This is a genomic window from Thioclava sp. FR2, assembly GCF_051200875.1.
GTDB lineage: Bacteria > Pseudomonadota > Alphaproteobacteria > Rhodobacterales > Rhodobacteraceae > Pseudotabrizicola.
Map to the genome: position 1 here is coordinate 1,385,712 of NZ_CP195191.1, position 17,295 is coordinate 1,403,006.

Consider the following 17,295-nt stretch of genomic DNA (forward strand, 5'->3'; position numbering starts at 1 on the left):
GCGAAAAAATCGCCTTAAGGATGTAGTAACCACACTTTTTGTTGTATCTTCACCTCTGAGCAGTCAGAGGCGAAAATGCCCACCACAGAAGTTTATCTTCGCGGCGATCAAGTCGCGACATATTCGTCCGTGCGAACATCAGGCAATTCGAACGGAGTGAAGGTTACATTGGGCGAGGTCGATCCATTGGGGTCGGCGACGACGTATTTCCGTGTTGTGATCTCATACCCGGATGGAACGGAACCGACCTTCAGTTCGGCCTATTCGATCAGCATTTACGCATGGCCTGACCCTGATCCACCAGAACCGCCGATCTATTCCGAGATCATTCCGAACCCCAATATGTTTCAGGGCCGCGCGACGTCTGGCGGCCATCTGATTTTTTCCTCACCCAAGCTGGTGATCCAACTGGCACCTATCGAGCCGGGAACGCTGCAAATAGGGCCCGGCATCAACCCGACGCGCTATGACCCTCTTTTCGCCACGTCGTTTCCTCCGACTCCGCCTGCAATTCCCTGTTTTGCTGCAGGAACATTGGTGCAAACCGACCGAGGCCCCTGCCCGGTAGAACTGATTGCCCCCGGCGACCGACTGCAGACTGCCGATAATGGTTTTCAAGAGGTCGTCTGGGCGGGAAAGCGAAAAGTCTGCGGTCTTGGCAGCATGGCGCCTGTACGCATTGAGGCCAACGTTCTTGGAAACCGTAGGCGTCTGCTTGTCTCGCCACAGCATCGGATGCTCTGCCGCGGTTGGAACACCCAACTGATCACTGGCGAAACAGAGGTGTTTGCCGCTGCGGTCCATTTGGTAAACGGGCGGACGATCAGAAGGGTGCGGCGCCCGATGATCACCTACGTCCATCTTTTATGTGAACACCACGAGGTCATTCTGGCCGAAGGCGCGCTGACCGAAAGCCTGTTTCCCGGCGGTATGGCGATGTCCGCTTTTGGACGGCAAGCTCGTGAGGAGATCCGCGCTATATTTCCTACTTTAAGCGCAGATCATGGCACGGGCCGTGGCATAGCCCGAACCACCGTTACCCGCGACTTTGCCCGAGTGATTACGGCTTAAAGATCAATCCGCGAGGTATCTTGCGCCACGAAACGTCGCAGGACCATCGGGTACAACCGATGCTCCTGCACCAAGACCCGCGCTGCAAGGCTTTCAGCGGTATCGCTTTCAAGGACCGGAACGCGTGCCTGCCCTAGAATAGGGCCGGCATCAAGTTCAGCGGTCACCTGATGCACAGTGCAGCCAGCCTCTTTATCCTTGGCATCCAACGCTCTTTGATGCGTATGCAGGCCCGGATATTTCGGCAGAAGCGACGGGTGAATGTTCAACATCCGCCCGTCAAAATGGCGCACAAAATCAGACGTCAGAACCCGCATAAACCCGGCAAGGCATAGCACATCAGGTTGTGCAGCCAGCAGCGACTTCAGAAGCTCGGCCTCGAAAGCGGAGCGATCCTTGCCGAAGTCCCGGTGATCGATGGCAAAGGTCGGAACGCCAAGGGCGGTCGCCTTGGCAAGCCCCCCGGCGGATGGGTCATTCGACCCAACCAGAACCGGTTCGGCAAATCCATCCGACTGCATTGCTTCGACCAGCCGCAGCATGTTCGAGCCACCCCCGGAAATCAGGATGGCAACACGCGTCACAGCAGGCGACCGTTGTAGACGACGTCGCCCTGCCCCTCGATAATCCGGCCGAGGCTGACAACCTCTTCGCCAGCCTCTTGCAGAACAGCCGTCACAGCATCCACTTTGTCACTGGCGACGACAATCATCATGCCGATCCCGCAGTTGAAGGTCTTCAAGAGTTCGGGTTCGCTCATGTTGGCGGTCGAAGCCAGCCAACGGAAGACCGGCGGCAATTCCCATGCCCCAAGGTCGATTTCACAGGCCAGCCCATCGGGCAGAACGCGCGGAGGGTTTTCGGTCAAACCGCCACCTGTGATATGGGCAAAGCCATGCACCCCTCCGGCGCCAATGGCAGCAAGCGCCTGTTTGACGTAAAGCCGGGTCGGCGCAAGCAAGGCTTGGCCCAGGCTCCCTTCGCCAAAGGGGCAAGGCGCATCCCAGCCAAGACCGGACATCTCAACAACCTTGCGGACGAAGGAATAGCCGTTCGAATGAACGCCCGAGGACTTCAGCCCCAAGAGAACGTCGCCTGCCTGCACGTCGCGGGGAAGATCGACACCGCGCTCCATCGCGCCGACCGCAAAGCCAGCAAGGTCAAAATCGCCCTTGTGGTACATTCCCGGCATCTCGGCGGTTTCGCCCCCAATAAGCGCGCAGCCCGATTGGGCGCAACCTTCGGCAATGCCTTCGACGATGGTCGCCGCTTGATCGACGTCCAGTTTCCCGGTTGCAAAGTAATCAAGGAAGAATAGCGGTTCGGCGCCTTGGCAAACCAAGTCGTTTACACACATGGCGACCAAATCAATGCCGATGGTGTCAACAACGCCCGTATCAATGGCAATCCGCAACTTTGTGCCAACTCCATCCGTCGCAGCCACAAGGACCGGATCCTTGAAACCCGCAGCCTTCAGATCGAACAGCCCTCCAAAACCGCCCAACCCGCCCATGACCCCGGTGCGGGATGTGCGTTTTGCGGCTGGTTTGATCCGTTCCACCAAGGCATTGCCTGCGTCGATGTCCACGCCCGCATCGGCATAGGTCAAACCGTTGTGGCCCTTGGCCGTGCTCTCGCTCATCGCCCGTCTCCTGAAGGGAATCCGCCGTTGGCGACCCCATACGACTTTCGCCGCTGCGGTGCAACAAAGCAGCAGAAAATTGCACGCGCTTGACTTGACCGTTAGCACCGATCTGTTACGCAGGGCGTCGGTAGGGGCCTGTAGCTCAATGGTTAGAGCAGGGCGCTCATAACGCCTTGGTTGGGGGTTCGAGTCCCTCCGGGCCTACCACCACAACTTTTTGATATAAAATAAATTCATTGCATTTCGACAGGTTGTGCCGTTTTTGGTTCCAAAGCCACGGGCCAGCACTGAACGGAAAACTCAGAACTTTCAAAGCGAAAGATGGACGATTCTATGCACGCATAGAAGTGCCCGCGCGACTTTGTCCCTTTCTGGACGAACCGCGCTCAAGGCTGATCGAACCGCTTGCGGGGTGTAAGGTGCGAAGCAACCACAGCACAAACTGCCTCTGTGGCACGCCTCAGTCAGCAGATCGCGAAAGCTGAACGGGAAGCAGGGTTCGGTGTGCAGTCTTCGGCTTCTTAAACCATCCAAAACCGGGCTTTCAGAAGTGATGGCGCTTGCCTTTGGCCACCTCTGCTCATGCAACATAGACGAAACCCCACTGGGCACTTCAAGGGCCAAGCAGTAGCGCTGCCCAGCTTGCAGGACTGACGATTTTGTGATTACAGACAAACTGAATGTCGGCTATTTGCACCCAGTGAAAGCCTTGGACCTCCCATGACCCTTATGCGCCTGCCGACAACCAATGGATTACCACGCCGGTTGCCGTTCGTGGCGTCTAGCTTGCTGCACCATGTCGTTCTGGCCTGTGTTTTTCTGTTCGCGTCAATACTGCTTGCACCGTCAAAGGCCGAGGCCCATGGCCTCCACACAACGGCCCACGTCGTCGAAACCGCGGATGATACCGGGTCGGGCGCTTCCGACATGGTCCCCGATGTCGACGAATGCAAAACCCTCTGCTGCTCGCCCGCCACCTGTGCATCCGCCCTGCTCTCCACTCTGGGCCATGCCCATGGCTTGACCACGCTTTCCGCCGCATACGCACTCCCCTCAGACACACGCGCCGAGGCCCGGCCTCAAACAGCCCTGAAACGACCACCAAGAAGCTGACGGATCGCCCCTGCTGCATCATGGCGGCACCACAACTCCCGTTCAGCCAAATCGAGGTGTCTCGTGACCCATTTCCGCACTGGCGTATTCGCCGCCCTGTTGAGCTTGATCTCCCTTCCTGCATTGTCGCATGAAGGCCATTCGCATGGGGACGAAGCCCCGCCCCCTACAATCGTCACGGCACCCCGCGCGACGGCTGCTTCAACGCTGTTCGAACTGGTCGCCGTCGCCGACGATGCTGCGCTGACGATCTACATCGACCGCTTCGACACGAACGAACCGGTGACGGGTGCAACTGTCTCGGTCGAAACGCCCGCGGGCCCGGTAACGGCGATGGTCGATGATGATGTCTACCAGCTAGACGCCCGCTGGGCGACCGAGCCGGGCGACTATGAATTACTCTTCACGGTGGAAGCCGGAGCCGACATCGACTTCCTCACCGCAACGCTTTCGATCCCTGCTCCGGTAGTAGCCCCCCCTGGGCCGGACGCAGGTCGCGACTTGATCCAGTTACTTGCAGCGCCATCCCGGAGCGAAGCCTTTAAGATGGCCGCCCTCGGCGGAACGGGCTTCCTGCTAGGCTTGGCCGTAATGGCCCTGCGTCGCCGGCGCATCCTCGCGGCTGGTGTCGCGGTCGCAGTGCTGGCCGTAATGGTCACCAGCTCCGTCGCTATCGCAGAAACGACAACCCCCATCGTCCGCGACGTGGCACAGCGCTTGCCCGACGGCCGCATATTTGCCCCTAAGGCCGCGCAGCGCATTCTCGCGATCCGCACAGTGATGGCCGAGGAAGCCGAACATCGCCGCAGCATCGAGATGGCAGGCCGGATCATCCCCGACCCGAACGCGAGCGGCTTTGTCCAGACAGCCGTCGGCGGGCGCCTCGCCCCGCCGCCCGAGGGCTTCCCCGTCCTCGGCAGCAGGGTGCAGAAGGGTCAACTGATGGCACTGGTCGAACCTTCGCTGGCCGCAGCCGACCAATCTTCGATCCGCCAGACCAAGGCGGAGCTCGATCAGGAAATTGCGCTGGAAGAACGCCAACTCGCCCGCTACCGCCCACTTGCAGCCGCCGGGACGATCTCCAAGGCGCAACTGGAAGAGGCCGAACTGACCCTGCAAGGCCTGCGTGATCGGCGCACCGCACTCGATTCCCTTCCCGCAACCGCCGAACCACTGGTGGCACCTGTCGATGGGATCGTGTCTAAGGCGAATGCCGCCCCGGGCCTGATCGCTGAAACCTACACCGAAGTTTTCCACATCATCGACCCCGCGAAACTTTGGGTCGAGGCATCCCTCTTCATCAATGCCAACATCGCGGGCGAGGCATCCGTCGCCGCGCCCGATGGTCAGTCCATCCCGCTGTCGCTGATCGGGTTGGGCTTTGCCGAAGATGGCCAAGCCCGACCTGTGCAATTCCGCATCGACCGGCCGACCGGCCACCTTCAGGTCGGTGACCGCATCACAGTTTATGCCGAAACGGCGGATGTGGCCACGGGCATTGGTGTTCCGCGCGATGCGGTGATCCGCGGCGGTAATGGCGAGAACATCGTCTTCTTGCATGTCGGCCCCGAGCTCTTCGAACCGCGCCCCGTGCGGACAGCCGCCCTTGACGGCGGGCGGGTGATCGTGCTGGCGGGCATCGCCGCAGGCGACCGCGTGGTGACGCAGGGTGCCGAACTCCTGAACCAGCTGCGCTGAGGAGAATTGACATGTTCACTTTCCTCGTCACGCAGTCCCTGCGCAACCGCGTGCTGGTTCTGGCCATAGCCATCATCATGATGGGCTATGGGGCCTTCACCATCCAGCGCCTTCCGGTCGATGTATTCCCAGACCTGAACCGCCCCACCGTCACCATCATGACCGAGGCTGAGGGCCTCGCCCCGCCCGAAGTCGAAAAGCTCGTCAGTTATCCGATCGAGACGCAGATGAACGGCCTGCCCGGCGTGGAACGGGTGCGCTCTGTTTCGGGCGTCGGCCTGTCGATCATCTATGTCGAATTCGATTGGGGCACTGACATATTCCGGAACCGCCAGCAGATCGCGGAAAAACTTTCCCTCGTCTCGGCGCAACTGCCCGACGGCGTGGTCCCGCAGATGGGGCCGATCAGTTCCATCATGGGCCAGATCATGCTGGTCGCCATGACCGCCCCCGAAGGCGTGTCGCCAATGGAGCTGCGCGAGGCAGCAGATTTCATCGTGCGCCCCCGCCTTCTGACGATCCCCGGCGTCGCACAGGTCATCCCCATTGGGGGTGAGGTGCGCCAGTTCCGCATCGCACCCGACATCGCCGCCCTGCGCGCCCTTGGCGTTACGCTAGAGGAGGTAGAGGCCGCGATCACCGCCTTCGGCGGCAATACGGGCGGCGGCTTCACCGACCAATACGCTCGCGAGTTTCTGATCCGCAACATCGGCAGCACTCTCAACCTCGATGACCTGAAGAAGGTGGTTGTCAAGAGCGACGGCCAACGCTCCATCCTGCTGCATCAGGTGGCCGAAGTCGGCTACGGCGCACGCCTGAAACGGGGCGAGGCAGGCTATATGGGCCAGTCCGCCGTGATTGTCTCAGTGGAAAAGCAACCCGATGTCGATACCATCCGCCTGACCCGCGATGTCGAGTCTGCACTGACCGAAATCACCGCTGCTCTGCCAAAGGGCATCAAGGCCGACAACGTTCTGTTCCGGCAGGCGGATTTTATCGAAACCTCGGTCAGGAATGTGCAGACCGTGCTGGTCGAGGCAATCGTGGTCGTGGCTATTGTCCTTTTCGCCTTCCTTCTGAACACCCGCACGACCTTCATCTCGCTCACCGCGATACCCGTTTCGATCCTCGTCACCGCAGTTGTGTTCCAATTTCTTGGCCTGTCGATCAACACGATGACGCTGGGTGGCCTCGCTATCGCCATTGGGGAACTGGTCGATGACGCCGTCGTGGACGTCGAAAACATCTTCCGCCGGATGCGCGAAAACCGCGAGGCAGGCAATCCCCGCTCTAACTTCGAAGTCGTCGTCTCCGCCTCGCAAGAGGTTCGGTCGGGCATTGTCTATGCGACGATGATCATCGTCCTCGTCTTTGTCCCACTCTTCGCCCTGTCTGGGATCGAAGGTCGGCTCTTCGCACCACTTGGTCAGGCCTACATCATCTCGATCCTCGTCAGCCTTCTGGTCTCGATCACCCTGACACCGGTGATGGCTTACTACCTGCTGCCGGGCCTGAAGCGTCTGGACGAACACGAGGGCTGGCTTGTCCACAAACTCAAACAGGGCAACCGCGCCGCCTTGGCCGTTGTGTTCCGCTGGCAGCGCAGCCTGATGGCGCTGTCGGTCGCCGCCGTCCTGATGGCAGCAGGGGCGGCACTGCTGCTTCCCCGCGCCTTTCTGCCGCCCTTCAACGAAGGCACCTTCACCATCTCGATGCTGTTCAATCCCGGCATCTCGCTGGCGGAATCCCACCGCGTCGGTCTGATCGCCGAAAAGCTCATCCTCGACGTTCCGGAAGTCCGCGCCGTAGGCCGCCGCACGGGGCGGGCCGAACTCGACGAGCATGCCGAAGGTGTGCATTCCTCGGAAATTGAAGTTGATCTGGAACCCTCTGACCGTTCCAAGAACGAAATCGTGGCTGACATCCGCACCCGCCTGGCGGTTCTGCCAGTCGCGGTGAATGTGGGGCAACCGATCTCGCACAGGCTCGACCACATGCTCTCCGGTGTCCGCGCCCAGCTTGCCCTAAAGGTATTCGGTCCCGACCTCGACACGCTTCGCACCACAGCTGAAGGGTTGCGCGCCGAGATCGCAGCGATCGACGGGATCGTTGACTTGCAGGTCGAAAAACAGGTCCGTATCCCGCAACTGGAAATCCGCGTCGATTACGACCGTGCCGCCCTCTACGGTATCCAACCCGCTGCGATCACCGAGGCGCTGGAACGCCTGTCGAATGGCAGCATCGTCTCGCGCCTCGTCGATGGTGCCCGGTCCTACGACGTGGTGATGCGCCTGCCAGATGAAAGCCGAACTACCGAAGGGTTGCGCAATCTCCTGATCGAAACGCCTTCCGGCTGGATTCCCATCAGCGAACTTGCCGAAGTGACGGAAACCGATGGTCCGAACCAGATCCTGCGTGAAAACGGCAGCCGCAGGATTATCGTTCTGGCCAATACCGACGGCCAGGTAGACATGGCAGCAGTCGTCGCACAGATCCGCGACATTCTCGCCGAGGCCGACCTTCCCGAAGGCTATACAGCCTCGCTGGAAGGGACGTTCCAAGCACAAGAAGAGGCCAGTCGCACCATCGCGTTTCTTTCGCTTATCTCGCTGGGGATGGTCTTCGCGATCCTCCACAGTCGCTACAAGTCGGCGGTCTGCGCCCTGATCATCATGGGATCGGTGCCGCTCGCCCTCATCGGTTCTGTCGCCGCCTTGTGGATCGCAGAACAACCCTTGTCCGTCGCCTCGATGATCGGCTTCATCACCCTGACCGGCATCGCGGCGCGGAACGGCATCCTGAAGATCAGCCACTACATCAACCTAGCCCTACATGAGCAAATGGACTTCGGCCCCGACCTGATCGTCCGCGGCTCGCTCGAACGGCTGACACCGGTCCTGATGACCGCCCTGTCCGCCGGGGTCGCACTCATCCCCTTGATGATCGGGGCAGATGCGCCAGGGAAGGAAATCCTTAGCCCCGTCGCCATCACGATCTTCGGCGGGCTGATTTCCTCGACCCTCCTCGACACCTTCCTGACACCCATCCTCTTCCTGCGCTATGGCCGTAAGTCGGTCGAGCGGCTGGTCGTGGCCGAAAGAACCAGACGATCGGAGACGCTCCACGCCTCCGCCGCTCCCATCCAGACATTCTGAACCGAAAGGCAATCCTTATGCTTCGCACGATCTTCACCCTGCTTTTTCTTGCGGCACCTGCAGCCGCCCATGAACCGGGCATTGGCCCGAACGGCGGCATGCGTGTTGACGCTGGCCCCTATCGCGTCGAACTTGTCCCCGCAGGCACGATGGTGAATGTCCATATCACGATGGACGATGACAGCGTCATTGACACCTCCACCATGACCGGCACCGCCATCCTGCTCATCGACGGCAAACCCGTGCGCGCCTCGCTTGCCCCCGCTACGCCGGGCATACTCTCCGCCGATACGGGGGTAGAGGTTCCGACCGACGTGAAGGGCGCAGTGCAACTTGTCGGCCCAGACGGAAAGACCGTGCAGGCGAAGTTTTGAGCCTAACCGGTCGTCGATAACATGCGCCCAAAGCGGACGTTCAGTGGGGGATCAACATCGCCTGACGACTGCAATCAACTCGACCAATCAGGAGGGTTCGCCAGCCCCGAGCGCAGGGGACTGGCGAACCCCCATAGCATCGACCAACAACCTCTACGACTTCGCACCTTCCCGAAGAGAGCAAACAGGTCCCACCCGATCGCGCCGGTCAGCACCGGCAAGCAAGTGGTATCACCAACAACAAGTGAGGCCGTTATGATCCACCCCTTTCAAGGATGCCCCGGCCGCAAAACTGATTACGGATCTCGTGCGTGACCAGACTCACCTGAAAACCAATGACAAAATCGCCTCCGAGGCTGGCTTCACAAATGCCAATTAGATGACCTTCCTCAACCATGGCCGCAACAAGGTCCCGCCCGACCGCGTGCCCTTGCTTGCGAAGGCGCTTAAGATGGATCCTGCCCTTCTAATGCGGCTTGCGCTGGACCAGGCGGTCGGCACGACAGCCGCAAAGGCCATCGTCGAGGTCTTCGGCTCGCCCGTCAGCGCGAATGAGCAGGGCTGCCTGGATGAGCAACATCAGCTCTCAAACAACAGCGTTTCGGTGCAGACAGCGCATTCACGCGCAGCACTGAGGGGGATCTTCGGGTAATGAACCGCGACCGCGATGATACTTTTTTTGCCCTTCCCATGTCCCCAGCGGGATCGTGGGAGCAACTGACCGAAAACGAGAGGGCATGGATCGAATTGACCAGAGTCGTCCCGTGCGGCAGTGACCCAAAGATCACCCCATTCCGCAAAAGCGCCCTGCGTACGCATCTCGAAGCGGGACGAGGTGGTGGGCGTAGACGGGTTAGCATTCCCCATGTCAGCGCGGGTTAGCCCCGCATATGGGCGTGCTGCAATCGCAGGACTTCGCTACTTGGCATCTGCCAAGGCCATTTCCTGCGCTAAATGTTCGCGTCCCAGTTCGCACTGTTTCTGTCAGGCAGAGGTGGCACGAAAATGATCCATCGCCGTGCTGCTTGTTCCCGACCTCACCGAACAAGGCGCAGGCTGGGCGTCTAGTCCACGATTTCTGCGATCTGCAGCAATCCGATCGGCGGGTAAATATTCAAAGCATTCGCGACAGACATGTTGATCGTGAGGGCGAAGTCCTTCATTCGCAAAACTGGAAGGTTCCCTGCCGGGATATTCTCGAAGAGAATCTTTTCTGCCTGCTTCCCGGCAAGATTCCCGACGTCCTGATACCGGGCCGCAACCGACATTAACGCGCCTCCTTGACGGACCATGTCTTCGTAAGGACTAAGGACAGGCAGACCCGTTTCCCTTGCCGCGTCTCCAAGGTCAGCGGCATGCGATTGAAGGAATGATGAGCTACCGACATATACGAATTCGACACCAGCTTCCTTCAGTTTTACCATCTTGATAGCGATGTCTTCAGCTTTGGGCTTGCCATCCGCTCCAATGGCAATTTCCAGGGAGGTGAATTCGAGGCCCTGTTCACGAGCCAGCAAGGCCAGTTCGTCTCGCTTGATGATCGAGTTCTTCTCGTCGGTATTGAACAATAGACCAATGTGACGAACTGAAGGCATGAAATTCCGGATCGTCTGTAGCGTAACGGTCTCCGGCATGCGGTTGTAGGTTCCGGTTACGTTCGGCCTGCCCGTTTCATCAAGCGAGCGAACTATTCCTGAACCCACAGGATCAGCAACAATCATGAATACTTGCGGAATGTCGTTGTTCAGATCGCTGGCCCCCTGAGTTTCAAGCGTTCCGGCAACACCCAAGGTGACAGTCGTGCCCCATGTCAGGATCAAATCAGTCTCTGCCGCCCTTATTTCCGCAAGGATCATCGGCAGGCGAATCTTGTCCTGAGCAGCATCGTAAATCGTGAATTCTACCGGGTGGCTACGTTCCACAAAGTAATCTTGAAATCCCTGACACGCCTCCTCACAACCTCTCCAAGCTACGATTGCGATTTTCTTGGTGTCCGCGGTGGCGGTGGACGCGAGCGCGATAACCCATGCACAGGAAACCAAAGCAACCAGAGACAGTGTCTTCATTTTTTGTGTCTCCTCTTCCAATGAGAGATGGCCGACGCAGAACTGAAAATCAGAAGCCCCAAAAATACAATAAGTGAAAGTGCATCGATGATATGCCCACTCGCATCGCTTCCAAGTGCTGCAGCGGCAGTCAAAAGACCGGCCAAAGCGACAGCCCTTTCTGCAACTCGGTAAACTGCCATCCGTCCCGGAGCATTAGTCGATTGCTGTGCCGCGAATTCGAGAGCAGGCCCGCGCAGCAATGCAAAGCCGGCACCTACACCCGCAACCGTTGCCGTCATCAGCCAGAACGTCTCGCCTCCAAAGAGCGTGAGGGATGTTCCTGCCACGAAGGCCCCCAAGATCATTGTCATTTTCAGCCCGAATCGAGACTCCGCCATCCGGACCGCCACTGGGCCAAGCAAAAGCTGGCAGAGATAGAACAGCATAATGACGCGAGCCGTTTCGGCTGGAGATGCGTCGAGTGCAGCAAGACGGAGCGGAGCCAAATACCAAATACCGACCGCCGTCACGAGATTCATCGGCACAACAATCCCAAAAAGGAACCCATAGAACATCATAGGAGAGGGCACAGCGGCCGAGGGCGCAGCTGCATCCGGCCTGAACGGCCTGGCGTCCGCCGATCGGAGCCCTCGGTAGCCTGCAAGCCCGGCAAAGAGGGCAAGCGCAGCACCCAGCATTATGGCAGCTTCGTAGCCATAACGATCAGCGAAGATGCCGCCGATGGTTGCGCCACAAAAGGTTCCACCGAAGACCATCGCCATTATGATCGCAGACGTCTTGGCCCCATCTTGGCCGGCGCGCAGTGCAAGGGCATAGTCCTGGCATGCGATCGTGGCAAACGCGTAGCAAAACGCGATAACTCCACGGCAGAAGATCACGCTCGCAACGCTATCAGCTGCAGCCATACCAAGCAGCGCAAGCGCTGCGGGAATTGAAGCAAAGATGAAAACCTTGCGTGGCCCGAACCGCAGGACAAGACGACTCACGAATGGGGCCAATATAGAAAGAACAGCAAGATAGACCGCCGAGGGGGCGGCAGCCGCCACTCCCGGATCCAGCCAGTCAGGGCGCGTGGCGCCCCGCGCATAGACTGGCAGGAAGGATGCCGTGACTTCGGTTGCCGCGGCAAAGGCAAACAGCGCAAGACGCATGTCAGCGAGGTCGAGTATTGAGATCAGTCTGGGAAATGCTGAAACGCCGACGCCCGAAGCCTTAATCCGATCGGCCACATGCTGCGCCTGGCCGTTCAGCCGCAACGCCAGGAAACGGAATATTGGCAAGCCGCTAGGTGTCAGGACGTGAACGAAGCTTCCCCTCTCCTGTTCGCGGGCGACTGCTACGACCGAACGCAAAGGCCTCCAGATCAAGGCTGATGCAACAACAAGTGCAAATTCAACGCCAATCAGCACTACAGCCATCGTCAGCACAGATGCGTCAAGCAACACGGACCGCAGTCGCGTTTCAACAAACTGAGCGCTGGTGACCAAGCGTATGTGTCCGACAACCTCGTTTCCTGCCAAGACCGGCAAATTGAGCTCGGAACTTGAAATACCGAGCCACTTTCCAACCTCGAGCTGATCAAGGATCGCGGGCTTCTCGGCACGTTGGAAGTCGGCGACGACGGCTCCCTTGCTGCTAATAACGGTAATTCGTCTTATCTCGGCAAACTCGTCTATAATCTCCTCAAGATAGGCTTCGATCCCACCCAGCATGTCGATCGGAATTCCGACCGACAGCGTCTGTTGTAAGTTGTCGCGCACGACGTTCCCGATAAGGAGCGTGCGCTGCTGGATTTCTGGAGAAACCGCACGATCCAGCGAGACGAGAGCTACGAAACTGAAGAGAAACATCCAAAGTGCAATTACCGCGGTGAGAATTGCGGTCATGCGTGAGCGGATAGAGGCCGACGCGAGCCGATTCAGATCGTAGGACATTAGTTGACGCTGACCGATGATGGGGCGCTACTAACGGACGCGCGGTATTGTGCATAGGTGTTGTTTAAAACGCGATGCAGCTCGCCCCCTTCCTCAAGCTCAGCCCCATCGACCATCCATGTATCACGGTCGAAAAGCTCAACATCCCTCTCGATCGCGGCAAAGGCCGATATCTCTGAAGCGAAGGCCGTTCTCAACCCAACTGCGATCAGCATGCTTGCCAAAGTAAAGAAGGCAATGGCGGCTGCGGCAAGTTCGGCACCCATCGCCCACGTTCGGTTTATGCTGGCGCTTCCGTCGAGGGCGACAACGATTGCCCCCGGACGTTCGCCGGGAGACCAGACAATCGGATTGAAGGACACAATTCGACCGTCGTCGAAAAGGTTGACCGTTCCAGCGGCCCAATCCTCTGGTTGCGCCAGTTCTACGAAAGCTGTGTCGTCATTTCCGGCGCGATGTTGCAGATTGCCTTCAGCGTCGACGACCAGGATCGCTGTAATCGCGTCGTCAGTCTGTCTCGCGCGCTCAAGTAGTGCCCCAGCGTTCCTCACCGACGCCAGTGGAATTCCGATACTAGTCGCCGCATTAAATGGCTGCGCGGTATTCGTTGCCAACACGGCCACTCGTTCCGCAAGAAGCTTGTGTTGGATATTCTGGAACTGCAGGAGAATGAGGCCGACAAAGATCGCCATGGCGAACGCCAAAGTCGCAGACGCGATGACCCAAAGTCGCCAGAACATTGTCATCCGGTTTCTCCCAGCTGCCGGCCAGAGCGTTTGCCGAATATTACCGCGACCTTTTCGATGTGCTAGGGCCTCGATAATTTGACCACAGGAATTTATCGTTTGCTCGGTGCCAATCCTAAGATCGGCTAATGGTCTTGGCCCCATTTGTCAGGAAAGTGCAAGTCTGGAGCCTCTGCGATTGGCCTAATCAGAACGGGGTAGCTGTTGTGAAAGGTTAAAGGGACGGTGGGGTTAAGTATTCTGTCGGCCATGGCGCCACTGGACCGGTAATTTTATCCCTGTCATCTCATGCGGCAGTGACCCAAAGAGCACCCCGTCCCGCGTGCATGCCCTGTGGACGCTCCTCGACGCGGGATGAGCCGGCGGCACGACAAAGTCGCGTCGTTTTCCCTGCGAGAACGAACCCGCCTTTCCACGACATCTTTCCAAAATTACTGGTGATTGTTAGGAACCAGACTGAGAACAAGCTGTAGAAAACTGGTTCCAGTATTTGTGCCAAATTTCGTTCCAGAACGACCAACAAGCCATTGAAATACAAACATGGCGCAGGGTGCGAACCCCTTTGAGTCTACCGCCACCCGTTTTCCCGATCCTATCCCCTTCGCTCCCCGACAAAACCTGCCGGTAGCGATCTGGTTCGGAATGTGAAATAGATGACTGGACGTAACCCAAAGACCTGTCATGTGCCTCACGGTAGAAGTGAGGCTAGACAACTACGAACCCGACCGGCACCGAAAGAAGAGTGACACAGAATGAAACAACCGATCGCCCTCAAAGAGCTTCGTGACAATACGCTGTTTCAGCGTGGAGACGTATTTGTTCTTTTCGGTGAATTGTTTGGCCGTGGCTATGCGACCGGCCTGATTGATGCCGCCCGCGCCGCTGGCATGACCGTGATCGGCATCACTGTTGGGCGCCGGGATGAAACTGGCAAGTTGAACCCGCTGACGCCCGAAGAGTTGCAGCAGGCGGAAGAGAACCTTGGTGGACGTATCATCAACATACCATTGATGGCCGGTTTCGATATGGACTCTGACCCCGGCAAGCCCAATCCGACCGAAATGTTGGGCGAGATGACGCTGGAGAACTGGCAGGAGTTCAAGCTGGATTGGGACGGTATTGAGCGGAGCCGGGAAGTTGGCACTGCACGGTTCACCACCGCCTTGAAGCAGGTCATGGACGAACTGGCCGGGATGATCCCCGCAGGCCGCAACGTGCTGTTTGCCCATACAATGGCGGGCGGCATTCCCCGCGCCAAGGCGTTCCTGGCGATTGCAAACCGCGTCTACAAAGGGCGCGGCGCGCGTTACATGTCATCTGATGCCCTGATTGAAAGCGATCTGGGCAAGCTGATCTTGTGGAATTTCGACGAAGTAACAGCGAATTCCTTTGGCCATCTTCTGGCCCACAGCGCGGCGATCCGCGAAAAGGTCGAAGCCAGCGGCGGTCAGGTTCGCTACAGTGCGTATGGCTATCACGGGACGCGCGTGCTGATCGACGGGGACTATCGCTGGCAGACCTATACCAACTACACCCAAGGTTACGCAAAAATGCGGCTGGAGCGACTTGCTCAGGAAGCCTGGGAAAAAGGGATCAAGGCGACGGTCTTTAACTGCCCGGAAATCCGCACAAACTCTTCCGACGTTTTCGCCGGAATTGAACTTTCGCTTTTGCCCTTGCTTACCTCTTTGAAAAAAGAAGGCGGCGGCCCATGGGTCGATGCTCTTTGGGACAAATGCCAGGGCCTGCTGCAGGACGGGGTTTCGCTGGAAAGCGTCCTTGAGATGGTCCGCGCCTATCAACTCGACCCGGCCCTTTCCCCCTATTACGACTTTACCGAATGGCCAAAGGCGAACAGTGCCGAGCAGGTGGACAAGACCGTGGGCACCTCGCAAGAGATTGGGGCCTTGCACAAGGACCGCAAGGAACTGATCAGCGATGTCCTCAGCTCACATGTGGTGGATGCGACCGGAAAGATGATATTCGGTGGATTGAGCGAACCTCAGGGTCCGGTTGTCTGGCTTGACCATGACAAGGTCGCTCAGCAGATGATCGCCACGGCGAACAAGGGATAAGCGGCTAAAGGCATAGTCCTGCTGCTAGAAACGGAAAGGGCCGCGAAACACAGTCGCGGCCCTTTTTGCATTTCGACAGCAAAACTCATATTTCGCCGACTTGCGGCCCCCAAGTATCCGATAGTGCGAAGCCAGCATGGAAAGGATCATCCGGCGACTGGCGCAGCGTTTCACGTCCGTAGACCCAACCCTGCCCCGTGATGCGCGGAATGATCGCCTTGTAGGGACCGACTTCGGTTTCTGCCACAACCTCGGCCAGAAAAGCCCCGCCAATGGTGCTTACCGAGCAGCGCGCTTCCCCCATTCCAACCTCGCCTCTGGCATGAAGACAGGCCAGATTGGCGGATGATCCCGTACCACATGGCGAACGATCCACTCGTCCCGGCTTGAGCGTGGTGCAGGTCAGCACTTCACCGTCTTTGCCACGGTCTCGGAACATCACATAGGCGATACTGTTCAAGCCCTCGAAATAAGGGTGGCTGACCGTCACCTGACCTTCCAGATCGGCCTTGATGGCAATTCCTGCTTCGGCCAATTGACGGGCGTATCCCGGTCCAATTTTCAGCCCGACCTGATCGACATCGACCAAGGCGTAAAACACCCCACCAAACGCAATATCCGAACTGATGTTTCCGTAAGCCTTCGTGGCAATCGGCAGGTCCAACGCCACCGCGAAGGAAGGGACGTTTTCCAAACTGACCGAAAGACAACGTCCGTTTTCACAACGCGCCCGCACGGTCTACCAAGCCAGCCGCGGTGTCGAGGCGCAAGGTAGTTTCCGGCTCCACCATCTTTACCCTGCCACTTTCCAACAGCGCGGCAACGACGCAGATGGCGTTTGAGCCACTCATCGGATGGGCACGGTCGGGCTGCAAAACGATGAAACCTGCATCAGCGCGCGGATCACAGGCAGGCAGCAACAGATTTGTCGTCATCGCAACATGTGCCCGCAGTTCAGAGGTCACAAAGCGGCGAAGGCTGTCATCGACCTGATTGATGTGATTCATCTTTTCCAGGATTGTTGCGCCCGGAATATCCGGCGCGCCACTGATGATGACCTTACCGATTTCGCCCTGACAATGGACCAACAGCAGGTCGAGCGCCTTTTCGAAGTTCATTTCAGATACCAACCCCAAAGCTCTGCGCTGACCGGTTTCGTGATCTCTTTTGTTTCAAGGTAGCTATCCACTCACCATCGACCAATTCCTGCCCGATTCCGGATTGCTTGTAACCAACCCGTTGGGCTTCCGGTAAGGGTCATACGTTGTCCAGAACTTCCAGCCGTGCCAGTTCGGGCAATCGGGTCCGGATGCCGTCGGCGATTGCCCGCATGATCTGGCGCGCGCTGCCCCCGTGATGCGCGGTCGAGGCCCGGCGTCAAACGCCAATCGCGCAGCTAGCTCAGCCTTGTCGGC

14 protein-coding genes and 1 tRNA gene are annotated in these 17,295 nt (G+C 58.5%); 8 read left to right on the top strand and 7 right to left on the bottom strand.

The window, feature by feature from the left end; translation table 11 throughout:
- Nucleotides 1-75 precede the first annotated feature (75 nt).
- A complete protein-coding gene (locus ACSBLW_RS06610) occupies nucleotides 76-1,071 on the top strand; it encodes a Hint domain-containing protein (protein WP_435259437.1) in 996 nt (331 codons plus the stop codon).
- Here the strand turns inward: ACSBLW_RS06610 and purN are convergent.
- Complete coding sequence (gene purN, locus ACSBLW_RS06615) at nucleotides 1,068-1,655, bottom strand: phosphoribosylglycinamide formyltransferase (RefSeq protein WP_435259438.1); 588 nt, start codon at nucleotides 1,653-1,655, stop codon at nucleotides 1,068-1,070. The genes ACSBLW_RS06610 and purN overlap by 4 nt on opposite strands.
- Nucleotides 1,652-2,713 (bottom strand): phosphoribosylformylglycinamidine cyclo-ligase, encoded by a 1,062-nt coding sequence (gene purM / locus ACSBLW_RS06620; RefSeq protein WP_435259439.1) that lies wholly within the window; start codon nucleotides 2,711-2,713, stop codon nucleotides 1,652-1,654. The genes purN and purM overlap by 4 nt, the downstream gene beginning before the upstream one ends.
- Before the next feature lie 134 nt (nucleotides 2,714-2,847).
- Between purM and ACSBLW_RS06625 the strand changes: the two genes are divergently transcribed.
- From ACSBLW_RS06625 to ACSBLW_RS06650, 6 genes are all read left to right on the top strand, one after another.
- Nucleotides 2,848-2,923, top strand: a tRNA-Ile gene (locus ACSBLW_RS06625).
- Nucleotides 2,924-3,436: 513 nt separating this feature from the next.
- A complete protein-coding gene (locus ACSBLW_RS06630) occupies nucleotides 3,437-3,829 on the top strand; it encodes a hypothetical protein (protein WP_435259440.1) in 393 nt (130 codons plus the stop codon).
- Nucleotides 3,830-3,892: 63 nt separating this feature from the next.
- Entirely contained in the window at nucleotides 3,893-5,527 is a 1,635-nt protein-coding gene (locus ACSBLW_RS06635) for an efflux RND transporter periplasmic adaptor subunit (RefSeq protein ID WP_435259441.1), read from the top strand.
- An 11-nt stretch (nucleotides 5,528-5,538) separates the two neighbouring features.
- Nucleotides 5,539-8,682, top strand: a complete 3,144-nt coding sequence (locus ACSBLW_RS06640; RefSeq protein WP_435259442.1) for an efflux RND transporter permease subunit — start codon at nucleotides 5,539-5,541, stop codon at nucleotides 8,680-8,682.
- A 17-nt stretch (nucleotides 8,683-8,699) separates the two neighbouring features.
- Nucleotides 8,700-9,056 (top strand): hypothetical protein, encoded by a 357-nt coding sequence (locus ACSBLW_RS06645; RefSeq protein WP_435259443.1) that lies wholly within the window; start codon nucleotides 8,700-8,702, stop codon nucleotides 9,054-9,056.
- 379 nt (nucleotides 9,057-9,435) lie between these two features.
- Nucleotides 9,436-9,708 (top strand): hypothetical protein, encoded by a 273-nt coding sequence (locus ACSBLW_RS06650; RefSeq protein WP_435259444.1) that lies wholly within the window; start codon nucleotides 9,436-9,438, stop codon nucleotides 9,706-9,708.
- Nucleotides 9,709-10,120: 412 nt separating this feature from the next.
- On the opposite strand, the gene ACSBLW_RS06655 is transcribed toward ACSBLW_RS06650, so the two are convergent.
- The 3 genes from ACSBLW_RS06655 to ACSBLW_RS06665 are packed head-to-tail and all read right to left on the bottom strand — an operon-like array spanning nucleotide 10,121 to nucleotide 13,751.
- A complete protein-coding gene (locus tag ACSBLW_RS06655) occupies nucleotides 10,121-11,122 on the bottom strand; it encodes an ABC transporter substrate-binding protein (RefSeq protein WP_435259445.1) in 1,002 nt (333 codons plus the stop codon).
- Nucleotides 11,119-13,011 (bottom strand): MFS transporter, encoded by a 1,893-nt coding sequence (locus ACSBLW_RS06660; protein WP_435259446.1) that lies wholly within the window; start codon nucleotides 13,009-13,011, stop codon nucleotides 11,119-11,121. The genes ACSBLW_RS06655 and ACSBLW_RS06660 overlap by 4 nt, the downstream gene beginning before the upstream one ends.
- Before the next feature lie 47 nt (nucleotides 13,012-13,058).
- Complete coding sequence (locus ACSBLW_RS06665) at nucleotides 13,059-13,751, bottom strand: hypothetical protein (RefSeq protein ID WP_435259447.1); 693 nt, start codon at nucleotides 13,749-13,751, stop codon at nucleotides 13,059-13,061.
- Nucleotides 13,752-14,557: 806 nt separating this feature from the next.
- Here ACSBLW_RS06665 and ACSBLW_RS06670 point away from each other — a divergent pair.
- Nucleotides 14,558-15,880, top strand: a complete 1,323-nt coding sequence (locus tag ACSBLW_RS06670) for an enoyl ACP reductase FabMG family protein (protein ID WP_435259448.1) — start codon at nucleotides 14,558-14,560, stop codon at nucleotides 15,878-15,880.
- An 85-nt stretch (nucleotides 15,881-15,965) separates the two neighbouring features.
- Here ACSBLW_RS06670 and ACSBLW_RS06675 read toward each other — a convergent pair whose 3' ends face one another.
- Nucleotides 15,966-16,616, bottom strand: a complete 651-nt coding sequence (locus tag ACSBLW_RS06675; RefSeq protein ID WP_435259449.1) for a proline racemase family protein — start codon at nucleotides 16,614-16,616, stop codon at nucleotides 15,966-15,968.
- Nucleotides 16,600-16,998, bottom strand: coding sequence for a proline racemase family protein (locus tag ACSBLW_RS06680; protein ID WP_435259450.1), 399 nt, complete (start codon nucleotides 16,996-16,998; stop codon nucleotides 16,600-16,602). The genes ACSBLW_RS06675 and ACSBLW_RS06680 overlap by 17 nt, the downstream gene beginning before the upstream one ends.
- Between the last annotated feature and the right edge of the window lie 297 nt (nucleotides 16,999-17,295).

Coding starts and splice junctions, on each gene's coding strand:
- ACSBLW_RS06610 (WP_435259437.1), top strand. CDS start 76: ATGCCCACCACAGAAGTTTATCTTCGCGGCGATCAAGTCGCGACATAT.
- purM (WP_435259439.1), bottom strand. CDS start 2,713: ATGAGCGAGAGCACGGCCAAGGGCCACAACGGTTTGACCTATGCCGAT.
- ACSBLW_RS06630 (WP_435259440.1), top strand. CDS start 3,437: ATGACCCTTATGCGCCTGCCGACAACCAATGGATTACCACGCCGGTTG.
- ACSBLW_RS06640 (WP_435259442.1), top strand. CDS start 5,539: ATGTTCACTTTCCTCGTCACGCAGTCCCTGCGCAACCGCGTGCTGGTT.
- ACSBLW_RS06645 (WP_435259443.1), top strand. CDS start 8,700: ATGCTTCGCACGATCTTCACCCTGCTTTTTCTTGCGGCACCTGCAGCC.
- ACSBLW_RS06650 (WP_435259444.1), top strand. CDS start 9,436: ATGACCTTCCTCAACCATGGCCGCAACAAGGTCCCGCCCGACCGCGTG.
- ACSBLW_RS06655 (WP_435259445.1), bottom strand. CDS start 11,122: ATGAAGACACTGTCTCTGGTTGCTTTGGTTTCCTGTGCATGGGTTATC.
- ACSBLW_RS06660 (WP_435259446.1), bottom strand. CDS start 13,011: ATGACCGCAATTCTCACCGCGGTAATTGCACTTTGGATGTTTCTCTTC.
- ACSBLW_RS06665 (WP_435259447.1), bottom strand. CDS start 13,751: ATGGCGATCTTTGTCGGCCTCATTCTCCTGCAGTTCCAGAATATCCAA.
- ACSBLW_RS06670 (WP_435259448.1), top strand. CDS start 14,558: ATGAAACAACCGATCGCCCTCAAAGAGCTTCGTGACAATACGCTGTTT.
- ACSBLW_RS06680 (WP_435259450.1), bottom strand. CDS start 16,998: ATGAACTTCGAAAAGGCGCTCGACCTGCTGTTGGTCCATTGTCAGGGC.